Below are 16985 nucleotides of genomic sequence, written 5' to 3'. Positions count from 1 at the left end.
TTATTAACTTAGAAGTTAGTAGTAATAGTAGGCCCTGTGGAAAATGTGGAAAAGACACTCAGTCATTATTATACCAGTATTTGAGTCTTGTAGATAAACCTGTGGATAAGTAAAGGATAACTTGATAGTTATCCACAAGCTATTTTTGAAGCGTTGCTCGAATTTCTTGCATTTGCGCCTCTAATTGTTTGTTTTCTAAAACAGCTTCTTCAATTTTACTAGTTGAGTGCATAACGGTTGTATGATCTTTTCCACCGAAGGCACGACCAATCGCTGGTAATGATTCTTGCGTGATTTCACGTGAGAGATACATGGCAATTTGTCGAGGAATCACAATTTCTTTGACGCGACTTTTTCCGATTAAATCAGTGGTTGTTACATTGAAATACTTTGCTACTGCGTCTTGAATCATCTCAATTGAAATGATGTTTGTGCGTTCAAAATCCAAACCTGCTAGTATTTCTCGAATTGATTCAACAGTGACTGGATCATTACTAAATCGAATTCTTGCGACCACTCGTTTGAAAACACCTTCTAATTCTCGCACGTTTGTATCGACAGCGTTTGCAATTTCAGAAAGCACATCGTATGAAATTTCAATGTTCATTTCTTCAGCTTTATTCTTTAGAATTGCAATTTTTGTTTCTGAGTCTGGCTGCGTCAAATTTGCTGGATAACCCATTGCGAAGCGGGAAACAAGTCGATCTTCAATCCCTTTAATATCTTTAGGTAATTTGTCCGCAGTTAGCACAATTTGATTCCCAGCGCGGGTAATCGCATTAAATGTATTAAAAAATTCTTCTTGAACGTTTTCTTTTCCAGCTAATGATTGAATATCATCGACAAGTAGTAAATCGACATTACGATATTTATCTTTGAATTCATTTTGTTTATTAAACCGTAAAGCATCAGTCCAATCATTCATAAAATCATCAGTTGTAATGAATTTAACATCGGCTTTAGGATTACGGCGTAATAATTCATTGCCAATGGCTTGCATGAGGTGGGTCTTACCAAGTCCTGGGTTACCATAAAGTAGTAACGGGTTCCATTCTTCGCCGGGGTGTTCGGCAATTGCTTCAGCGACTGATTTTGCCTCACGATTGGGTGTCGAAGCAATAAATGTGTCAAAGCGGAATTTTGGATTTAATTTTGAACTCTCTGGCATTTGCTTTTCTACATTAGAAGTGGGTTCTTGAGTAGATGTAGATTCAGGTTGAATGGGGGTAGTTGTCAGTTTTTGATCGATGTATGTCACAACTGGCAAAATGACCGTTGGTGTACCACTAATAGTTGCAGAAGCTTGTAATGCAGCTGCAATAAATTGTGAGTAGTACTGACCACCAGGTGTATTCCAGTCGTCGGCAACGTTTTTATGCGGAGTGGATAAATATAAATTGGTTCCATTTGTAGACGCCACAAGACTAAGTGGTGTGAGTCCTTCTACGTATGATTCAAACGTCATACCTGGCGCGATCTTTTGGCGTAGCTCTTCTTTAATGGCATCCCAAAGCTGGATATGATCCATGGGAGAGCCTCCTTATGCATTAAAATTAATTTGAGAATCAAAATGAACACGATATATTTGAAACAATAGACTGTGTGCATTTAAAACATAAAGCTATTTTACCAGTATTTAAAAAAGTTTTCCACAGGTTAACGTTATTAGAGTCGATTAATGTGGGAAATTAAGTAACAGAATGAGATATTCACAGGCTGTTAGTAACGTTTTCAAGAAATACACAAGGTTGTTTATAACAAAATGACAACAAATGTGTAAAACTGGGAAAACCATGTGCGAGATACGGTTATTAAGGGCTTAATGTGTAAAAGGTAGTCGTAAATATTAGGTTATTAACAATGTTTTCCACATATCCACAGGAACAACATAAAAAATTGTGCACATCTGTGGAAACTGTGGATATCTTGTGGAAAGTGTTGAAAAACGTCTAACGGAGGGTTAGATTGTCATAATTAATCCACATAACGTAGCGTTAGGTTTTGGAAAACTTAGATTATAAAATAAATATTAAAGATGTTTGTGGAATGATTAAAACACTGATTTTACTTGCTTTATATGGTACGAGATGATACTATAAATCTTGAATTGTTTTTGGTATTAAGAGAAAACAGACAAAATCTGACTACGAATGGGAGGTGTAATCACATGAAGCGCACATTTCAACCAAAGAAGCGTCATCGCGAACGCGTGCACGGCTTCCGCAAGCGCATGAGCACTAGCAACGGGCGCAAGGTGCTTGCACGTCGCCGCCAAAAGGGCCGCAAGGTATTGTCAGCCTAATTGGGCAGGTCTCTATTAGGAAACTGATAATAACGCGCACGGGTGGTTCGGCCAATTGGCTGAACCACCCGTGTTTTGTTATCAAGCAAAATAATTACTCTGATATGACCACAGTACTACTAATGATCATTTATCATTTTTAGGAGAATAAAATGCGTAAGAGTTACCGGGTAAAAAAAGAGAAAGATTTTCAAACCGTATTTGAGCAGCATCAATCAGTTGCGAATAAGATGTTTATCATTTATACAATGGAGAAACCAGAACAAAGACATTTGCGCTTGGGAATTTCCATTTCAAAGAAGGTCGGCTTGCGCGGACATGAACGTGTTTGGGTAAAACGGCGAATTCGGCAAAGTGTTTTAGAATTAATGCCAGAGATGAGACAAGATGTTGATATTTTAGTAATTGCGCGTCCCTTGGCACATGATCAAGCGATGCCGGTTATCAAACAAAATTTGGTGCATGCCTTTCATCTTGCCAACCTTTTTTTGATAGATACTACGACCGGTGAAATGAAAATTGATGACACATTAGAAGAAAAATGATGTCTTGATGTCTTAATGTAGGCAACTACCAATCGAGGTAGCTGTTTAATATCACAATAACTAATTGAATATTTGGAGATTATTATGAATTTAGCTGAAAAGTTACCAAAGTTAGCTAACTACCGTAAATCTATTATTGCTGCTGTAATTGCATTATTAGTAATGGTTGTGGCCGGTATGATGTATCAAGGACCAGCAATAGGACATGGCTTTTGGGGAGCACCATTATTGGTAATTTTGCCCGTTCGATTCTAGGGGTTTCAGCCTGGTTTAACAATAATTATGGGATTGGAATCATCGTCTTTACCTTATTAATCCGCGTGTTGGTTTTGCCTTTGATGGTCTATCAAACGGGATCAATGAAGAAGATGCAAGAAGTAGCGCCGATTATTAAACAATTGCAAGAGAAATATCCTAATCGTCGTGATCAAGAACAAATGCGGCAAATGCAAGCAGAAACGTCAGCAATTTATAAGGAGGCTGGTGTTAATCCCTTTGCCTCACTGTTGCCGTTACTTGTTCAAATGCCCATTCTGATTGCTTTGTACCAATCAATCTTTAATACGAAAGTTTTGCAAACTGGTACATTCCTTTGGACACAATTAGGAGAGCATGATCATACTTTCATTTTGCCGATCTTAGCGGCCTTGTTTACTTTCGCATCATCATACTTGGTGATGTTGGGTCAGCCTGAAAAAAATGGTATGACAACAACAATGACCTATGCTATGCCAATTATGATTTTTATTTTTGCGATTAATGTCCCATCAGCTTTGTCACTTTACTGGGTGATTTCAAATGCCTTCCAAGTTGCACAAACTTGGACGATTCAAAACCCATTTGAAATTCGTCGTGAGCGTGAAGCTAAAAAGGCAGCGGAGCGTGCGCGTGAGCGGGCAATTCGTAAGGCTACACGTTCAAAGAAACGTTAAGAAATATTTGACGGATAATAATGATATTTATTATGAAAACACTAATGATTAGATGTTGTTAATCATTAGTGTTTTTATTAACATTTGCGAATAATGGTTATTATTCGTATTCAATTTGGCTTGAGCTACTTGTTGAAATAAATTACCCCCCTAAGCTGATATAAATTCAGCTTAGGGGGGCAATTTCCCATTGTTTTTAAATGTCGGGACTTTTTAAATCATTATTTAGTGGTCGTTGTTTTAAAGAAGTGCTTATATTCTTGATTAATAGCGACTTTTTTATCTTTATCTGTCCAGAAACCAACTTTAACAACACCAACGAGTTTATTCTTTGGTACGAATCCCCAGTAACGAGAATCATTTGAAACTGAACGGTGATCACCAAGTACGAAGTAATACCCCTTTGGTACTTTGACGCTCTGATTATTTTTTACCCAGCTCATATGTTGACCTAATTCAGCGAGACTATCCCAATTACCAACGTTGTTCACGGCATTTGTTGCTTTTTGTTCACTTGATGGAATGAATGATTGATCAACAGTTTTACCATTGACTTTAATTACACCATTATTCGCACTAACAGTATCACCAGGAAGCGCAATGACACGTTTAACATAGTCTTTACTTTCGGTTACTTCTGGGTCAGAACCTTTTGCATCAAAGACGACAACGCTACCACGATGTACTTTGTCAGTCCGTAGTACCAAGACGCGTTCATTATTAACTAAATTAGGTTCCATTGATGTGCCATCAACGCGAACAATTGTAAACCAGAATTCACGGATTGCAAATGCAATAATTAGTCCTAATACAATTGGGATAATCCATGACATCACTTCTTTAAAGGCCTTCATTACGTGCTTTCCTCATTTCATAATTAACTTTGTTCATTGTAGCATATTTAGGTACTTTGTTAAGTTGGATTGGTTGACCTTAGTAAACTCTTTCAATTTATTGAAATTAAGTGGTGTGACCTTTAATAAGAAATCACGGGTAATCACAATTATTCGTTATCTTCAGGCCGGATTAACATATGACCAACGACCATAGCTGCAAAGAAAATAAAAGTTAGAATAACTGAAACGGTAGTTGCTGGGCTAAGCAATAAAATAATGAGTACGATCACATAAAAACCAATTGTTACATAACTTGTCAATGGGAACCAAGGCATTTTAAACCCTGATTCGATGACATTTTCAGAGGCCTTATATTTAATGTGCGCAGCCATAATCAATACCCAGACGAACATAAATGATGTATTTGCGACGCCCGTAATTAGGGTAAATGCTTGATTTGGGAAGAAATAATTTAAAAGAACCACAATGAGGAAAATGACTGATGAGGCTAACATGCCTGTGATTGGAATATTGTTTTTAGATAGACGAGCAAGTGATTTCGGAGCTTGATTATTTTTTGCCAAGACATATAAGGTCCGTGATGTCGAAAAAATTGCGGAATTAGCTGCAGATAAAGCAGCTGTTAAAACAACAAAGTTGACAAGGGCAGCGGCAAATTGAATCCCTAATCCTGAAAATACTTGAACAAATGGTGATTGACTGGTATTAATTTGATTCCAAGGAAAAATTGACATAATGATTGTAATTGCACCAACGTAAAAAATGGCAATTCTAACCGGCACTGAATTGATGGCCCGTGGAATATCACGTTTTGGATTTTCAGTTTCACCAGCAGTTAAACCGATCATCTCAATTCCTGTAAAAGCAAAAATAACCATTGGGAAGGCCATTAGAAAACCCTTAAATCCGGTAGCAAAAAAACCACCATGACTGACTAAGTTTGAGAATGAAGCAGTTGTTATACCTTGATGAAAATTAGTAAAAATCATGATTAACCCACTAATGATTAGGGCAATAATGGCAATTACTTTGATTGAAGCAAACCAAGATTCTAATTCACCAAATAAACGAACGGTTGTTAGATTTAAACCAACCAGAATAATGATCACAATCAATGGTGTTAACCATTGCGGGATAAATGGGAACCAGTAGCGTAAATAAACCCCTGTGGCGGTCAAATCTGCCATTGCTAAGCTTGCCCAAGCTAACCAATAGGCCCAACCAATTGCGAATTCCCATTTGGTACCGAGATAAATTCGAACGAAATCTATGAATGATCGAATCTTTGTATTTGATAATAATAATTCACCAACAGCACGCATCATAAGATATCCAAAGATACCAGTAATGAAGTAGGCTAAAATTAGTGCTGGGCCGGCTTGTTTAATTGCGGTACCAGATCCCAAGAATAAGCCCGTTCCAATTGCACCACCGATGGCAATCATCTGAACATGACGGGCATTGAGACCGCGCTTTAGTTCACGTGTTTGTGTTTGTTCTGCCATAATAAACCTCACTTGTATCTTCATGACTAGGCGACAAGAGTGACATAGCAACAGAAAAACGTCCCTATGCCAAAAATTAATTTGACATAGGGACGTTTTAGATCAACGCGGTTCCACCCTATTTTTTATCTATCACGGAATGCGATAGATAAACAACTTAATTGCATCAGATCAATTGGTTCAATTAGGCCCAACAACTTTTACCATTACTTGTTTACACCACCACAAGTTCTCTGAATATGGCTTACAAAAGTTATCCACTAATCTCAATACCAGAATGAATTTAATAGGCTAAGTATATAAAGTGCTTGCGGTGGCGTCAAGTAAAATGTCAGTCTATGTCGCCGTCATGGTTAAATCGTTATCATTGTAGCTAACATTTTTTGTGTTTGGGACTGGCAATGTTATTCACTTGAGATACCTTCTGTATGTCAATTAATTACCTGTTACTAGACGATCAAATTTTTGAACATTATCGCAAGTACCAATCACCGTTAAAACATCACCAATGTGAATTTCATAAGAAGCTTCAGGTGCAACGATGAACGATTCATGGGCCTTGATTGCAATGACGTTTAAACCGTATTCAGAACGAATATCGAGGTCAGCAATGGTTTTATTAACAAATTCGAAATTTGAAATTTTAATTTCACCAATCGAGTATTCATCACTAAGGGTAATGTAATTCAATAAGTTTGGTGACACTAGTCGATTAGCAACTTGTTGTGCCATTTCGTGTTCAGGACGAACAACTTCATCTGCTCCAATTTTTGATAGGACTCGCGCATGCAAATTGTTTTCAGCTTTTGCGATGACATGTTTGCACCCTAAGTCTTTTAATAGAATTGTTGCTAAAATTGATGCTTGTTGGTTATGCCCGATAGCAACAATGACGTGCTCTAATGATGGTAAATCAAGTTCTTTTAAAGAGTCTTCATCTTGGGCATCGGCAATGACAGCATGGGTTGCAATGTCCATATATTCTTGAATCGTTTCTTGGTTATTGTCGATAGCAAGGACTTCTTGACCGTCATTTATTAAAGACTCCAATAATGAACTGCCAAAGCGGCCGAGGCCAATGACTGCGAATGTTTGTGCCATGAATATCCTCTTTCTAGTATCCGATACGAATAAGTTGTCATGAAAAGCAATATGGTGTAATTACTTATGATAAGGTGAGCCTGCGTTAATCATATAGGCGCGATAGATTTGTTCAGTTAATACAAGCCGCATGAGCTGATGAGGTAGGGTGAATTTCCCAAAGCTGATTAAAGTGTCTGCACGTTGATTGACTTCTGGCGCTGTACCCAGAGAACCACCAATGACAAATACAATGTCTGACTGTCCTTGAATGGCTAACTGATCAAGCTCATGGGCAAGTTCTTCAGACTGTCTCTCATCACCGTTAATAGCAAGGACGTAGACATAATCTCGTGGTTTAATTTTAGCGAGAATTTTTTCACCTTCACGCTGCATCACCTGTAACATCTGACTCTCAGAAAGCTGTTCGGGTGCCTTTTCATCTGGCACTTCGATGATTGATAGCTTTGTAAATTTGGTCAATCGTTTGCTGTACTCAGCAATGCCATCTTTTAAAAATTTTTCTTTTAATTTCCCAACAGCAATAATTTTAATGCCCATTGTTAGTAATCCTTTATATGATTATGTTTTCCACAAGCGTACAAAATGTATGTGAAATAGTATAAATCTCATTATAACACTGTTTTTAGCGGTTGATGATAATCGATTTTTCTCATTATACACAATGTGAATAAAACCTGTGGATAACTTTTTAAATAGCTATTTAATAGTGTTTATGAGTAATTAATCTGTGAATTTTGCCGAGCAAATAATAATGATGCGTTGGTTATCCACATTAAGAAATATAAAAATACGAACAATCAATGGAAATAGTATATAAAATATGAGGATTATTTGTTTAGACAGTGAAGAATGTTGGTATAGCAAAGATTTTATCCACATCTTTTAACCGACTTGTGTGATTAGACAATTGAGTGGTTGATGGATTTGTTATCCACAGGTTTTAAAAATGGCATGCACATTATTATCGGCTAAGAATCAAGAACTTGCATAGCACAATTAATTTTCAACAAGTTATCCACAAGCAACTTTTCCACCCTGTGAATTATTTTCATGTAACAAGTCAGCCTTTTTTCAACAAGTTATCCACAGTCTTAATAAGTTACACACATACTTGTCCACATTTTCTCCAGATAGTTGTGAACATAATGAGGTATAATTTTTGTATAAGGGGATTACGAATTATGCATGTATTAATCAAAAAATTAACACCACCACAATTGTTAACGATCGGCTTTTTGATCATTATCTTTATTGGTAGTATTTTATTGACGTTACCATTTGCTCATCAGGGGCATATGCATGTTTCTTTACTAGATGCAATTTTTACAGCTGTTTCAGCAACCACGATTACTGGATTAACAACGTTGTCAACCGCAACAACTTGGACCGTTTCAGGGCAAATTATTATTTTGATAATGATTGAAATTGGCGCGCTGGGGTTCATGACCTTTGCAGTCTTATTATTTGCATTAACTGGACGCCGGTTAGATTTAAAGTCAAGGTTGCTTGCACAACAAGCATTAAATTTAAGAAGCTTGTCGGATGTCAAATCCGTTTTACGCTATGTATTATCATTATCAGGTATTATTCAAGGAATTGGGGCAATTTTATTAGCGATTGATTTTGTGCCACGTTTTGGTTGGCTCAAAGGTTGTTATTATGCTATTGCGCATGCCATTTCATCGTTTGCGAATGCTGGGTTTGTTTTCTTTAAATTACCATTTAGTCAATTTGCGACCAATCCTTATGTCTTAGCTGTGACAATGCTGCTTATTTTAGCTGGATCATTGGGCTTTTTGGTTTGGCGGGATCTGTTAATGTTTAAAAAGCAAAAACGAGTCACGCTACATACACGCTTGGCGCTTGTCATGTCAGGTTGGTTAATTGGGATTGGGTTCGTTGGCTTACTGATTTCAGAAGCATTAGCAGGGACATTTTCAGCGCATTTGTCGTGGATTAATCGGGTTATAGATACCCTGTTTATCGCTGTTACCCCACGTACTGCTGGACTTGAGGTGATCTCAACGGGCAATCTTTCGACTGCTGGTCTAATGTTGCTTATCTTTTTGATGTTTATTGGTGGAACGCCTGGTTCAACCTCTGGTGGTATTAAAACAACCACTGCGGGTATTTTGATTTCACAGGTGTGGGCATCTCTACGTGGGCAAGAAGCTGTGCGTTTTGGTGACCGACAATTTTCAAAACGAACGGTTAATAAGGCGCTGATGCTCGCAGTCGTTGCGATTGTTTTTATTTTCCTTGCTGCATTTACGTTAAGCTTGACTGAAAAGTTGCCAGCAGGTACAGGAATTGAATATATTGTATTTGAGGTTGTTTCAGCGTTTTCAACCGCTGGCTTGTCGCTTGGGTTAACACCACATCTAACATGGATTGGTAAAGTTATTGTGATGATTGTGATGTTCATCGGACGAGTTGGATTGTATACCGTGATGTTTTCTGTTTTGGATGTGCGTGCACAGGCAAAACATTTTGAATATCCAGAAGAAGAAGTCATTATTGGCTAGTGAGGAATGAAAGATGACATATCCAAAATTATTTGCAACAGATTTAGACGGCACATTCTTAAATGACTATAAGAAATTTAATCGACGCCGTTTCACAGAAATTTTAGCGCAGTTAGAGACACAGCAAGCACACTTTGTTGTTGCGACTGGGCGTGATATTGATATGATTCAAAAAGACTTTGCGGACTACCTTGGTAAAATTGACATTGTGGCTAATAATGGGGCTTTGGTCGTTGCAGCCGATGGCACGGTCTTACATACGCAAACGTTAGCGTCAACTGCAGTGATTGATGCAGTAGATGCGATTGAATCAATGCCCTTTAAATTAACGCGCGGTGCGGTTTTTGTTAGTGCGCATCATAAATATATGTTGAAAAGACATAAAGATTTTTCCATTACTAATCTTGTTTTTCGCCGCTTAGTCGGTGTGACGACCTATATCGATGATTTAAGTGAAATTGAAGAGCCAATTTTAAAAATTACATTTGGTTTTGAAGCAGACGATACGATGTTATTCATTCAACAAGCGCAAGCAAAGCTGGGTGAGCATGCACATGTGACGACTTCGGGATATGGTTCGGTTGATATTGTTGGTCCTGGAATTAATAAGGCAGCTGGCATACAGTATGTGGCTAACCATTATGGTTTGGCATTAGCGGATGATTTAGTGGCCTTTGGTGATGGGTTGAATGATTTAGAAATGCTCAAAGCTGCCAAATATCCATTTGCGATGCCAAATGGGGACGAAGGATTAACTGAAATGTTTCCATTAGCCGTGGCAGATAATAATCATGCTGGTGTGTTAGAAACTATCGCGACAGATCCATTTATTGATGGGGATATTTAAGTAGATGAAAAAAGACGTTGTATGAAACGTCTTTTTTATATGATATTGTTATGAGTTAATTTCGCTTCAGCTGAATTGAATCATAGCAAATGGCGTCAAGATGAGCGCTAAATAAAAAATTGCTTTGATTGTTTGGTGCTCTTCTTAGTGCAAATATGGGAGAATGAGATGTCATATTTATTGAGGCGCATTTGATTTTGATATAATAATACGGCAGATTGTCATTGATGGTCTCTTACGCGGTGTATGGGGCGTTTGATAGTCAAACTGGTTATTGAGCAATCGGTCCTAATCAGTTAGTGGTTCGATGACTTTTGTTTGTTTTAAAGTCCATGGTAAATATAAACAGAACCATAGCGCAATTAGACAAAGGATGAGTGTTGGTAAATAGAATGAGCCAGTTAAGTGTTGAATTGGTGCCAATGGCGATTGTGCAGCAGCAGTATTTAAAAACCAAAAATTGGTGTGCCATTGTTGGTTGAAAATGAGAATGATTGGTATGATGCCACTTAAGTATAGGGTTGGTTGCCAAAGTCGACGCCAATTTGGACGAAATTCACCAGTTACCATCAAAGCAAGTGGATACGTGATTAGTAAAGCGTGGATAATAAAACTTTGCCAAAGGAAAACGTTGATCAACGGTAAGACTTGCCAATCTGGAAAAATAAGGGCGGCGAAAGCACCCCATAAATTGAGACTATATAATATTTCGCGTGCAAATGCATTTGGGTGAATAGCATCCCAAGCAATAATGAATATCCCAATGCCACAGAGATGCAAGGGTAACTCATTTAGCGTAAATTGATGGGTCATGATTAGAATAACCGCCCGACTACTTTCTAATAGCAGAATTGTTAACGCTAAGAATTGGCGCCAATGTTGCCGTTGTGCTGGTGTGTATTGTTGATATTGACGAATCAATGCAAACATCATACCGGCTAAAATGATTAGAATACAAATGTGGGTACTTGAAAAATGGCGAAATCCATAGCCAGCAGGCATGTGGGATGAATAAGTGAAAATGTAGTTAAGCATATCGCAACTCCAATTATTATGATATATATTTTAAGTGTAGCAAAGTTAATGCGAAGGACAAAAGAAAGGGTTTCAAAAGATGAAATCATATGTAATTATCGGTAATCAATACGAAGGTATTTATACACAGCCTTGGTCAGAGATTAAAGCATATACGCAAACGAAACCAGCACCAAAGTATAAAGGATTTGAGACGCAGGAAGCAGCTGAAACATGGTTTAAACAACAGAAAAACGCCGAACATGGAGGTGAGGCACGTACTTATCAAACGGCGTATGATGGAAAAATTAATTGGCAGCCTGATCGATATTATATTTTTACTGATGGCGGCAGCCGAAATACTGGGAATGTTGTTGGCGGTCACGTTAAAGCAACGGACAAAGCTGGTTGGGCAATTGCGGTGTTTCAAGGCAATGATATGAAAAATCCGGTTTTTACAGATTCAGGCGCGTATTATGGGAAAACCAATAATGAAATGGAAATTTTTGCGTTGATTAATGCCCTAACACAAGCGCTCAAAGTGCCTGAGAAGGTCGTTATTGTGAGTGACTCGAAATATGTGTTGGATACAACAACTGATTGGATGTATAGTTGGCAGGCAAATGGCTGGAAAAAGAAAAGCGGTCCGATTGCAAATTTAGCAGCGTGGCAAATGGTTTATGATTTGGTCATTAAACAAGCAAAGCGGTTGCAGTTTATTTGGGTCAAAGGTCACGCAACGAGTACCGGTAATGTCTTAGTTGATGAACTTTTAAATCAGGCGATGGATGGATTGACAGTCAAATAATCCACCTTAGTCTTGACTGTGGATTAATATCAGCTTAGATAACCGTTTCACGATAAATCAAAGTTGGTATGATGTGATGATCAGCCCAACCAATGACGGTTCCGATGCCAAAAAATGATACAAGGGTTCCAATATTTAGGGTAACTAATTCACCGGTTTTTTGCCAAATTAGTAATGAGATGATAATTGGAATGGTGAAATTAATAACCTGTGAGATGAATGCATTCCCTTTGAAAAATTGAAACCGGGTATAGATAACTAAATCATCTAAGGGATGGGTAATGAGTCGAACCCGCATGGTTAATGAAATTCCAATGCCTACAATGACAACTGAAAGCAGATCAATTAGAATGCGAATGATGAATGGTAAGGGCTGAATAAAAGTAAAAAATTGACTGGCAAAATTAACTAAATAACTAAAGAAAAATAAAAAAATCATACCACCGACAAAATGAAAAAAATTAAACTGCTGGGTTAAAATGATGACTAAAATGGCAGCCGCAAAACCAAATGCAAATAAGAAGACGCCTTTTGGCACATGGGTTAAATTTTGCAAATTTGCTGAGGCGGCTGTCCAAGCAGCTGAACCACTGTTTGTTGCAACGGCTAATCCATTCCCTACCCCATTGAGGAATAAACCAATGAGGAGTAATGAAATTGACTCGTACGTTTTTAATGACCGTTTAACGCCGTTGATAAGAAACATATTGTTTTTTCTCCTGCTATACCTTAATTTAAGGTTTCTTTGTTACAGTGTACAATAAATAGGGATGCATAATAAAGGGTTGTGGGGTGATTATGATGACTGTCTTAGCCGTTGATTTGCCAAATTGGTTAAACCAGATTATCAATGTGAAATCCGGATTTGGTCTGCTTGAATTTAGCATTTTTTTTGCTTTAATTTTTATTGAAACTGGTGGTATTTTTATTGGTTGGATTCCAGGAGATGCGTTATTAGTCACGATTGGTAGCATTGTTGGCCTACATCATAATTTAATTGAATTATTCATATTAATGGGTGTTTTTGCAATCGCATCTTTACTTGGGGATGCGGTGAATTATTTCTTTGGGGCATGGTTATTAAGACAAGGCCGACGAATAAAATTTATTGATCGACATCTTAATGGCCGATTGATGCAACGACTTTCAAATAGTTTTCATCATCGTCGCTGGTTATTATTTATTGTTGCTGGTCGGTTTATCCCCTTTATTCGAACTGCAGTTCCATTAACTGCACATCAACTCGGACTGGCCTTTATCGATTATATTCGACTGGCTGCCTTTGCTAGTAGCGTTTGGTCTGTGACCTTATTGTCAATTGGGTATACATTTGGGCAGTTTGAATTACCAGCTTGGTTGCATTGGTCAATTATTTTGTTGTTATTGTTTTGTTTTGGAATCAGTTTAGCGATACCAAAAGTTAGAGAACAGATTATTCGTTTGTTTTTAGAAGAAAAATAAGTCGTATCAAGTCTAGCAAATGACAGCATTGAAATTGAGTTATCATTTTCAGTTGTTTGACTGTGCTTGAAGGCTTTTTTATTTTTGATTAAAAAATGGCATCAATATCTAACTACACTTAGATATTGATGCCATGCATTTAATTGTGTTAATTATTTTTTTTAATGAATGTTTTTAATTCTGCGTTAATTTCATCCACGGCACGGGTATCTTGAACGCTTGCTTCGATACTTGGGGTTGTTTTTGCTGATTCAAAGGGCTCATTTGCCAAGTGGGCTAGTGTATCAGCATTAACTACAGCTTTTTTTATCGGATTTTTCTCAGCCATCTGATTTCTCCTTTGCCTATTTATATCTTAATTATACCAGACGATTAAGCAACCTGTAGGATATAAGTATCAAATGTTTCATGTGGAACATTTATTTAATTTTTATTTTATTCAGTGGTGTTGTTCTGTCAGGTATGTTTAATGTCCACTTGGCATCAAAAGTAAATGTACCAGTGCGTTTTACGTAACCATCTGAATATGTTGGATTAAAATCAAGTAAAATTGTACTTTTATAGAATTGATCATCTTTAGATGGTTGAACATCTTGCCAATGATTTGATAAACCAGATGAAGTCTTTGTATCCAAAGTTAAGAGATAGGTACCGTGCTCAGCAGCATTAGTTAAATAACCTAAATTAACTAGGTTGCTGGGGGTCCAAGAGTCATCTGTATTTGAGTCTAATACATATTGTTGCATTGAGAATACCGTTGACTTTTCAAGGAGTAAGGGATTAAAAGCACTTTGGTCTTTCGAGGTATTATTGGTCACGTCTAACCGCCAATTTTGATAAAATGGGTTCTCGACATAGAGCATACCTGTTGCAAGGTGTTTTGAATCCTTATTTCCCGAACCAAGCTTATAGATACCAAAATCAAAAGTTTTCGGATAGTTGACTAATATATCACCATGTACATTAAGCGTGTATTTGGTAATCGTATTCGCATACTTAGCTTTAATTTCTGCGTCAGACATCTTTGAAAGATTGTCTGATTCTGATGCGACGACGAATGCAATTTGATTGATGTGTGATAGGTGTTGTCCAATGAATTGTCGATCTTGATTGTCTATTTGGTAGGTACCGTTAATGTTTTCACCGGCGTAAACTGTTTTATCATCATAATCGGTTGCTATATCGTTTGTTTTTAAATCTTCAGTTACGTCATCGATAGTGAGGCTTGTACTTTGTGCTGTGTCAGTTTTGTTAGGTGCTAATGGATTTTTACCATTCACGGTATATTTCTTCCAAGTTGTGTTGTTCATTTTAGCCCAAATGACGTTAGTTGAGTTAGCAGGTTGCTCAATTCGAAGCGTATTCGAAAATTTCCGACCATCTAACACATGCATCGTAGTTGATGGCGGGTCAATGGCATCGTTATTATTCAATGAATATTGAAAGCTATAATTTGTGCTTGTATTTTCAGGTGCAAAATTGACATTATCTGGTAGGCCGATTGATGTAATCTGAGGTACATCAGTCGTGTCTTCAATTTCGCTGGTACCAGGAAAATCACCATCTTGATTGAAGCTTGCGCCAAATGATTTATCTGTATTCATATTGAGACCGTTCAAACTAAGCAGTAAATTTTCAGCCGTAATGACGTTTCCAACGAAACTCTCCTCAGCATCTCCTTTGATAATGACACTTGTATTGGGGGCTAAAATTGTCCCAATAAAGGCATACCCATTTGATGTGCCAGAATTGGCATTTAATGTGATCGAGTTGGTGTTTTCAGCCGCATCGTCACCTGCGAGCGTACTAAAATTATGCAAAATATGTGAGGCAGTGTGATACTTTAATTTGGTGTTTTGTGAATTCGATAAATCATAACGTTGACTAAATAGTGAATGATCAGCATCTCCAGAGGTTGTACTTGGGAAAAATTGATTTGCCTCTGGAGCTTTTTGTGCCGATTTAACTTGTTCGGTTGTATAACCATTAACGGATAACCAAGCAGATTGGCCAAAATTAAAGGATGAAAAATTATGATAATTCAAGATGAAATAAGGTACTTTTTGTTTTGTTTGATCAAAATTCAATAAATTAATCACAATCGCTTGAGCATTTTGATAGAGTTGATTGTTTGCATGACCATCAATATTAATCGCTGCAATGCCTTGTTTATCAGTTTGATTCATATCAACGTTGATTTGAATCGCTGGCGTATTAGCATAGTTGTCATTCGTTGCTTTGATTTCAGTTGTGTTGGTCGTAATTGATTTAATGGCACTATTAAATGCGCTTTCGCGATAGCCATTAATTTCACCATCGTTATTGTAGGTCGTTGCCGTTAAACTCGCATAATAATCACTGACGTGAATGACGTTATTGACTGCATCTTGTGCCGTTTTGACATTATTCTTTTTGAAGTAATCAATGTCACCAAGGGTGGCAGATTGATTATTGATGGTATAATCTTTCTGCTTGAAGTTATTGATAGCGTCTTGTTGTTGATTTAGAATTGATGACAACTCAGTATCTGAGATAGAATTATTGTCTGCGTTATCACCCATGACATAATGTAAAGGTTGGTTATCAGTGCCAACCATACTATCTTGCTTTGAAAGCACGCGAATGAACGAATTTGAGAAACGTTTGGCAGAAATCAATGATGGGTCAAAATGATCTGGTAATTGGCTGGTGGTGTCTTTTGAAAAATTTTGAATTTTTGTACTGGGGGTATAAGGATAATCTTCAGTGTTAAAATCAAACCCAAACCGGTATTCTCCAGCATAGAATTGACCTTTAATATCTGTGGTCGTATTTGGATCAAAAACCATCTCACCGCCAGCATAAAATGTTGCTGATGTTGCAGCGCCTAATGGATATTCAGCACTTGGACGGACAATGGTTTTACTACCGTTTTTGGTATTAATTGTTTTAGCGTGTATGTAGCCATTAATTGTGAAGCCAAGAATACTTATTGAAGTTAAAATTAGCAGCATTCTAATCCAAAATGATAGGGTATTTTTAATTTGCATGGATAAACCTCATTGTTAACTATTTGGGGATTAAATTTGTATAAATATTATTTAAT

General features: G+C 37.3%; 15 protein-coding genes and 1 pseudogene. 7 read left to right on the top strand and 9 right to left on the bottom strand.

Going from position 1 to position 16985, the window contains the following annotated elements; genetic code table 11:
• Window positions 1–139 precede the first annotated feature (139 nt).
• Window positions 140–1528 carry a chromosomal replication initiator protein DnaA gene (gene dnaA / locus H9L19_RS03650; protein WP_187529788.1) on the bottom strand — a complete coding sequence of 463 codons (1389 nt, stop codon included), beginning with the start codon at window positions 1526–1528 and terminating at the stop codon, window positions 140–142.
• 639 nt (window positions 1529–2167) lie between these two features.
• On the opposite strand from dnaA, the gene rpmH reads away from it, so the two are divergent.
• The 3 genes and pseudogenes from rpmH to H9L19_RS03635 all read left to right on the top strand — a co-directional run bounded on the left by rpmH (window position 2168) and on the right by H9L19_RS03635 (window position 3779).
• Window positions 2168–2302 (top strand): 50S ribosomal protein L34, encoded by a 135-nt coding sequence (gene rpmH / locus H9L19_RS03645; RefSeq protein WP_187529787.1) that lies wholly within the window; start codon window positions 2168–2170, stop codon window positions 2300–2302.
• Window positions 2303–2454: 152 nt separating this feature from the next.
• A complete protein-coding gene (gene rnpA, locus H9L19_RS03640) occupies window positions 2455–2847 on the top strand; it encodes a ribonuclease P protein component (protein ID WP_187529786.1) in 393 nt (130 codons plus the stop codon).
• Window positions 2848–2931: 84 nt separating this feature from the next.
• Window positions 2932–3779: pseudogene (locus tag H9L19_RS03635) on the top strand (YidC/Oxa1 family membrane protein insertase).
• A 221-nt stretch (window positions 3780–4000) separates the two neighbouring features.
• Here H9L19_RS03635 and lepB read toward each other — a convergent pair.
• From lepB to rlmH, 4 genes are all read right to left on the bottom strand, one after another.
• A complete protein-coding gene (gene lepB, locus H9L19_RS03630) occupies window positions 4001–4633 on the bottom strand; it encodes a signal peptidase I (protein ID WP_187529785.1) in 633 nt (210 codons plus the stop codon).
• Between the two features lie 149 nt (window positions 4634–4782).
• Window positions 4783–6141: an amino acid permease gene (locus tag H9L19_RS03625; RefSeq protein ID WP_187529784.1), complete on the bottom strand. Its 1359-nt coding sequence runs from the start codon at window positions 6139–6141 to the stop codon at window positions 4783–4785.
• A gap of 435 nt (window positions 6142–6576) precedes the next feature.
• Window positions 6577–7242 (bottom strand): potassium channel family protein, encoded by a 666-nt coding sequence (locus H9L19_RS03620; protein WP_187529783.1) that lies wholly within the window; start codon window positions 7240–7242, stop codon window positions 6577–6579.
• Window positions 7243–7302: 60 nt separating this feature from the next.
• The gene (gene rlmH / locus H9L19_RS03615) at window positions 7303–7782 is read right to left on the bottom strand and encodes a 23S rRNA (pseudouridine(1915)-N(3))-methyltransferase RlmH (RefSeq protein ID WP_187529782.1); all 480 of its coding nucleotides are present in this window, start codon (window positions 7780–7782) and stop codon (window positions 7303–7305) included.
• Window positions 7783–8426: 644 nt separating this feature from the next.
• On the opposite strand from rlmH, the gene H9L19_RS03610 reads away from it, so the two are divergent.
• Both H9L19_RS03610 and H9L19_RS03605 read left to right on the top strand, forming a co-directional pair.
• Window positions 8427–9770, top strand: a complete 1344-nt coding sequence (locus H9L19_RS03610) for a potassium transporter TrkG (RefSeq protein WP_187529781.1) — start codon at window positions 8427–8429, stop codon at window positions 9768–9770.
• A gap of 13 nt (window positions 9771–9783) precedes the next feature.
• Window positions 9784–10617 carry a Cof-type HAD-IIB family hydrolase gene (locus H9L19_RS03605; protein WP_187529780.1) on the top strand — a complete coding sequence of 278 codons (834 nt, stop codon included), beginning with the start codon at window positions 9784–9786 and terminating at the stop codon, window positions 10615–10617.
• 288 nt (window positions 10618–10905) lie between these two features.
• Here H9L19_RS03605 and H9L19_RS03600 read toward each other — a convergent pair whose 3' ends face one another.
• Window positions 10906–11652, bottom strand: a complete 747-nt coding sequence (locus H9L19_RS03600; RefSeq protein WP_187529779.1) for a YwaF family protein — start codon at window positions 11650–11652, stop codon at window positions 10906–10908.
• Window positions 11653–11731: 79 nt separating this feature from the next.
• Here H9L19_RS03600 and H9L19_RS03595 point away from each other — a divergent pair, with 79 nt between their 5' ends.
• Window positions 11732–12439 carry a ribonuclease H1 domain-containing protein gene (locus H9L19_RS03595; RefSeq protein WP_187529778.1) on the top strand — a complete coding sequence of 236 codons (708 nt, stop codon included), beginning with the start codon at window positions 11732–11734 and terminating at the stop codon, window positions 12437–12439.
• A gap of 34 nt (window positions 12440–12473) precedes the next feature.
• Here the strand turns inward: H9L19_RS03595 and H9L19_RS03590 are convergent, their stop codons facing one another.
• Window positions 12474–13145 carry a DUF6198 family protein gene (locus H9L19_RS03590; RefSeq protein WP_187529777.1) on the bottom strand — a complete coding sequence of 224 codons (672 nt, stop codon included), beginning with the start codon at window positions 13143–13145 and terminating at the stop codon, window positions 12474–12476.
• A 92-nt stretch (window positions 13146–13237) separates the two neighbouring features.
• On the opposite strand from H9L19_RS03590, the gene H9L19_RS03585 reads away from it, so the two are divergent.
• Entirely contained in the window at window positions 13238–13900 is a 663-nt protein-coding gene (locus H9L19_RS03585; protein WP_243198215.1) for a DedA family protein, read from the top strand.
• Window positions 13901–14048: 148 nt separating this feature from the next.
• Here H9L19_RS03585 and H9L19_RS03580 read toward each other — a convergent pair whose 3' ends face one another.
• Both H9L19_RS03580 and H9L19_RS03575 read right to left on the bottom strand, forming a co-directional pair.
• The gene (locus H9L19_RS03580; protein ID WP_187529776.1) at window positions 14049–14228 is read right to left on the bottom strand and encodes a hypothetical protein; all 180 of its coding nucleotides are present in this window, start codon (window positions 14226–14228) and stop codon (window positions 14049–14051) included.
• Window positions 14229–14319: 91 nt separating this feature from the next.
• Window positions 14320–16929 carry a hypothetical protein gene (locus tag H9L19_RS03575; RefSeq protein ID WP_187529775.1) on the bottom strand — a complete coding sequence of 870 codons (2610 nt, stop codon included), beginning with the start codon at window positions 16927–16929 and terminating at the stop codon, window positions 14320–14322.
• Window positions 16930–16985: the final 56 nt, after the last annotated feature.

Source organism: Weissella diestrammenae (assembly GCF_014397255.1).
Lineage (GTDB): Bacteria > Bacillota > Bacilli > Lactobacillales > Lactobacillaceae > Weissella > Weissella diestrammenae.
The sequence above is the reverse complement of the archived record's forward strand: the minus strand, read 5'-3'. Positions and strand labels throughout refer to the sequence as shown.

Excerpts from the sequence above, each read along its gene's own strand:
- H9L19_RS03600 (WP_187529779.1), bottom strand. The coding sequence starts at position 11,652 with ATGCTTAACTACATTTTCACTTATTCATCCCACATGCCTGCTGGCTAT.
- lepB (WP_187529785.1), bottom strand. The coding sequence starts at position 4,633 with ATGAAGGCCTTTAAAGAAGTGATGTCATGGATTATCCCAATTGTATTA.
- H9L19_RS03605 (WP_187529780.1), top strand. The coding sequence starts at position 9,784 with ATGACATATCCAAAATTATTTGCAACAGATTTAGACGGCACATTCTTA.
- rpmH (WP_187529787.1), top strand. The coding sequence starts at position 2,168 with ATGAAGCGCACATTTCAACCAAAGAAGCGTCATCGCGAACGCGTGCAC.
- H9L19_RS03625 (WP_187529784.1), bottom strand. The coding sequence starts at position 6,141 with ATGGCAGAACAAACACAAACACGTGAACTAAAGCGCGGTCTCAATGCC.
- H9L19_RS03590 (WP_187529777.1), bottom strand. The coding sequence starts at position 13,145 with ATGTTTCTTATCAACGGCGTTAAACGGTCATTAAAAACGTACGAGTCA.
- rlmH (WP_187529782.1), bottom strand. The coding sequence starts at position 7,782 with ATGGGCATTAAAATTATTGCTGTTGGGAAATTAAAAGAAAAATTTTTA.
- H9L19_RS03595 (WP_187529778.1), top strand. The coding sequence starts at position 11,732 with ATGAAATCATATGTAATTATCGGTAATCAATACGAAGGTATTTATACA.
- H9L19_RS03580 (WP_187529776.1), bottom strand. The coding sequence starts at position 14,228 with ATGGCTGAGAAAAATCCGATAAAAAAAGCTGTAGTTAATGCTGATACA.
- H9L19_RS03610 (WP_187529781.1), top strand. The coding sequence starts at position 8,427 with ATGCATGTATTAATCAAAAAATTAACACCACCACAATTGTTAACGATC.
- H9L19_RS03585 (WP_243198215.1), top strand. The coding sequence starts at position 13,238 with ATGATGACTGTCTTAGCCGTTGATTTGCCAAATTGGTTAAACCAGATT.
- H9L19_RS03575 (WP_187529775.1), bottom strand. The coding sequence starts at position 16,929 with ATGCAAATTAAAAATACCCTATCATTTTGGATTAGAATGCTGCTAATT.
- H9L19_RS03620 (WP_187529783.1), bottom strand. The coding sequence starts at position 7,242 with ATGGCACAAACATTCGCAGTCATTGGCCTCGGCCGCTTTGGCAGTTCA.
- rnpA (WP_187529786.1), top strand. The coding sequence starts at position 2,455 with ATGCGTAAGAGTTACCGGGTAAAAAAAGAGAAAGATTTTCAAACCGTA.
- dnaA (WP_187529788.1), bottom strand. The coding sequence starts at position 1,528 with ATGGATCATATCCAGCTTTGGGATGCCATTAAAGAAGAGCTACGCCAA.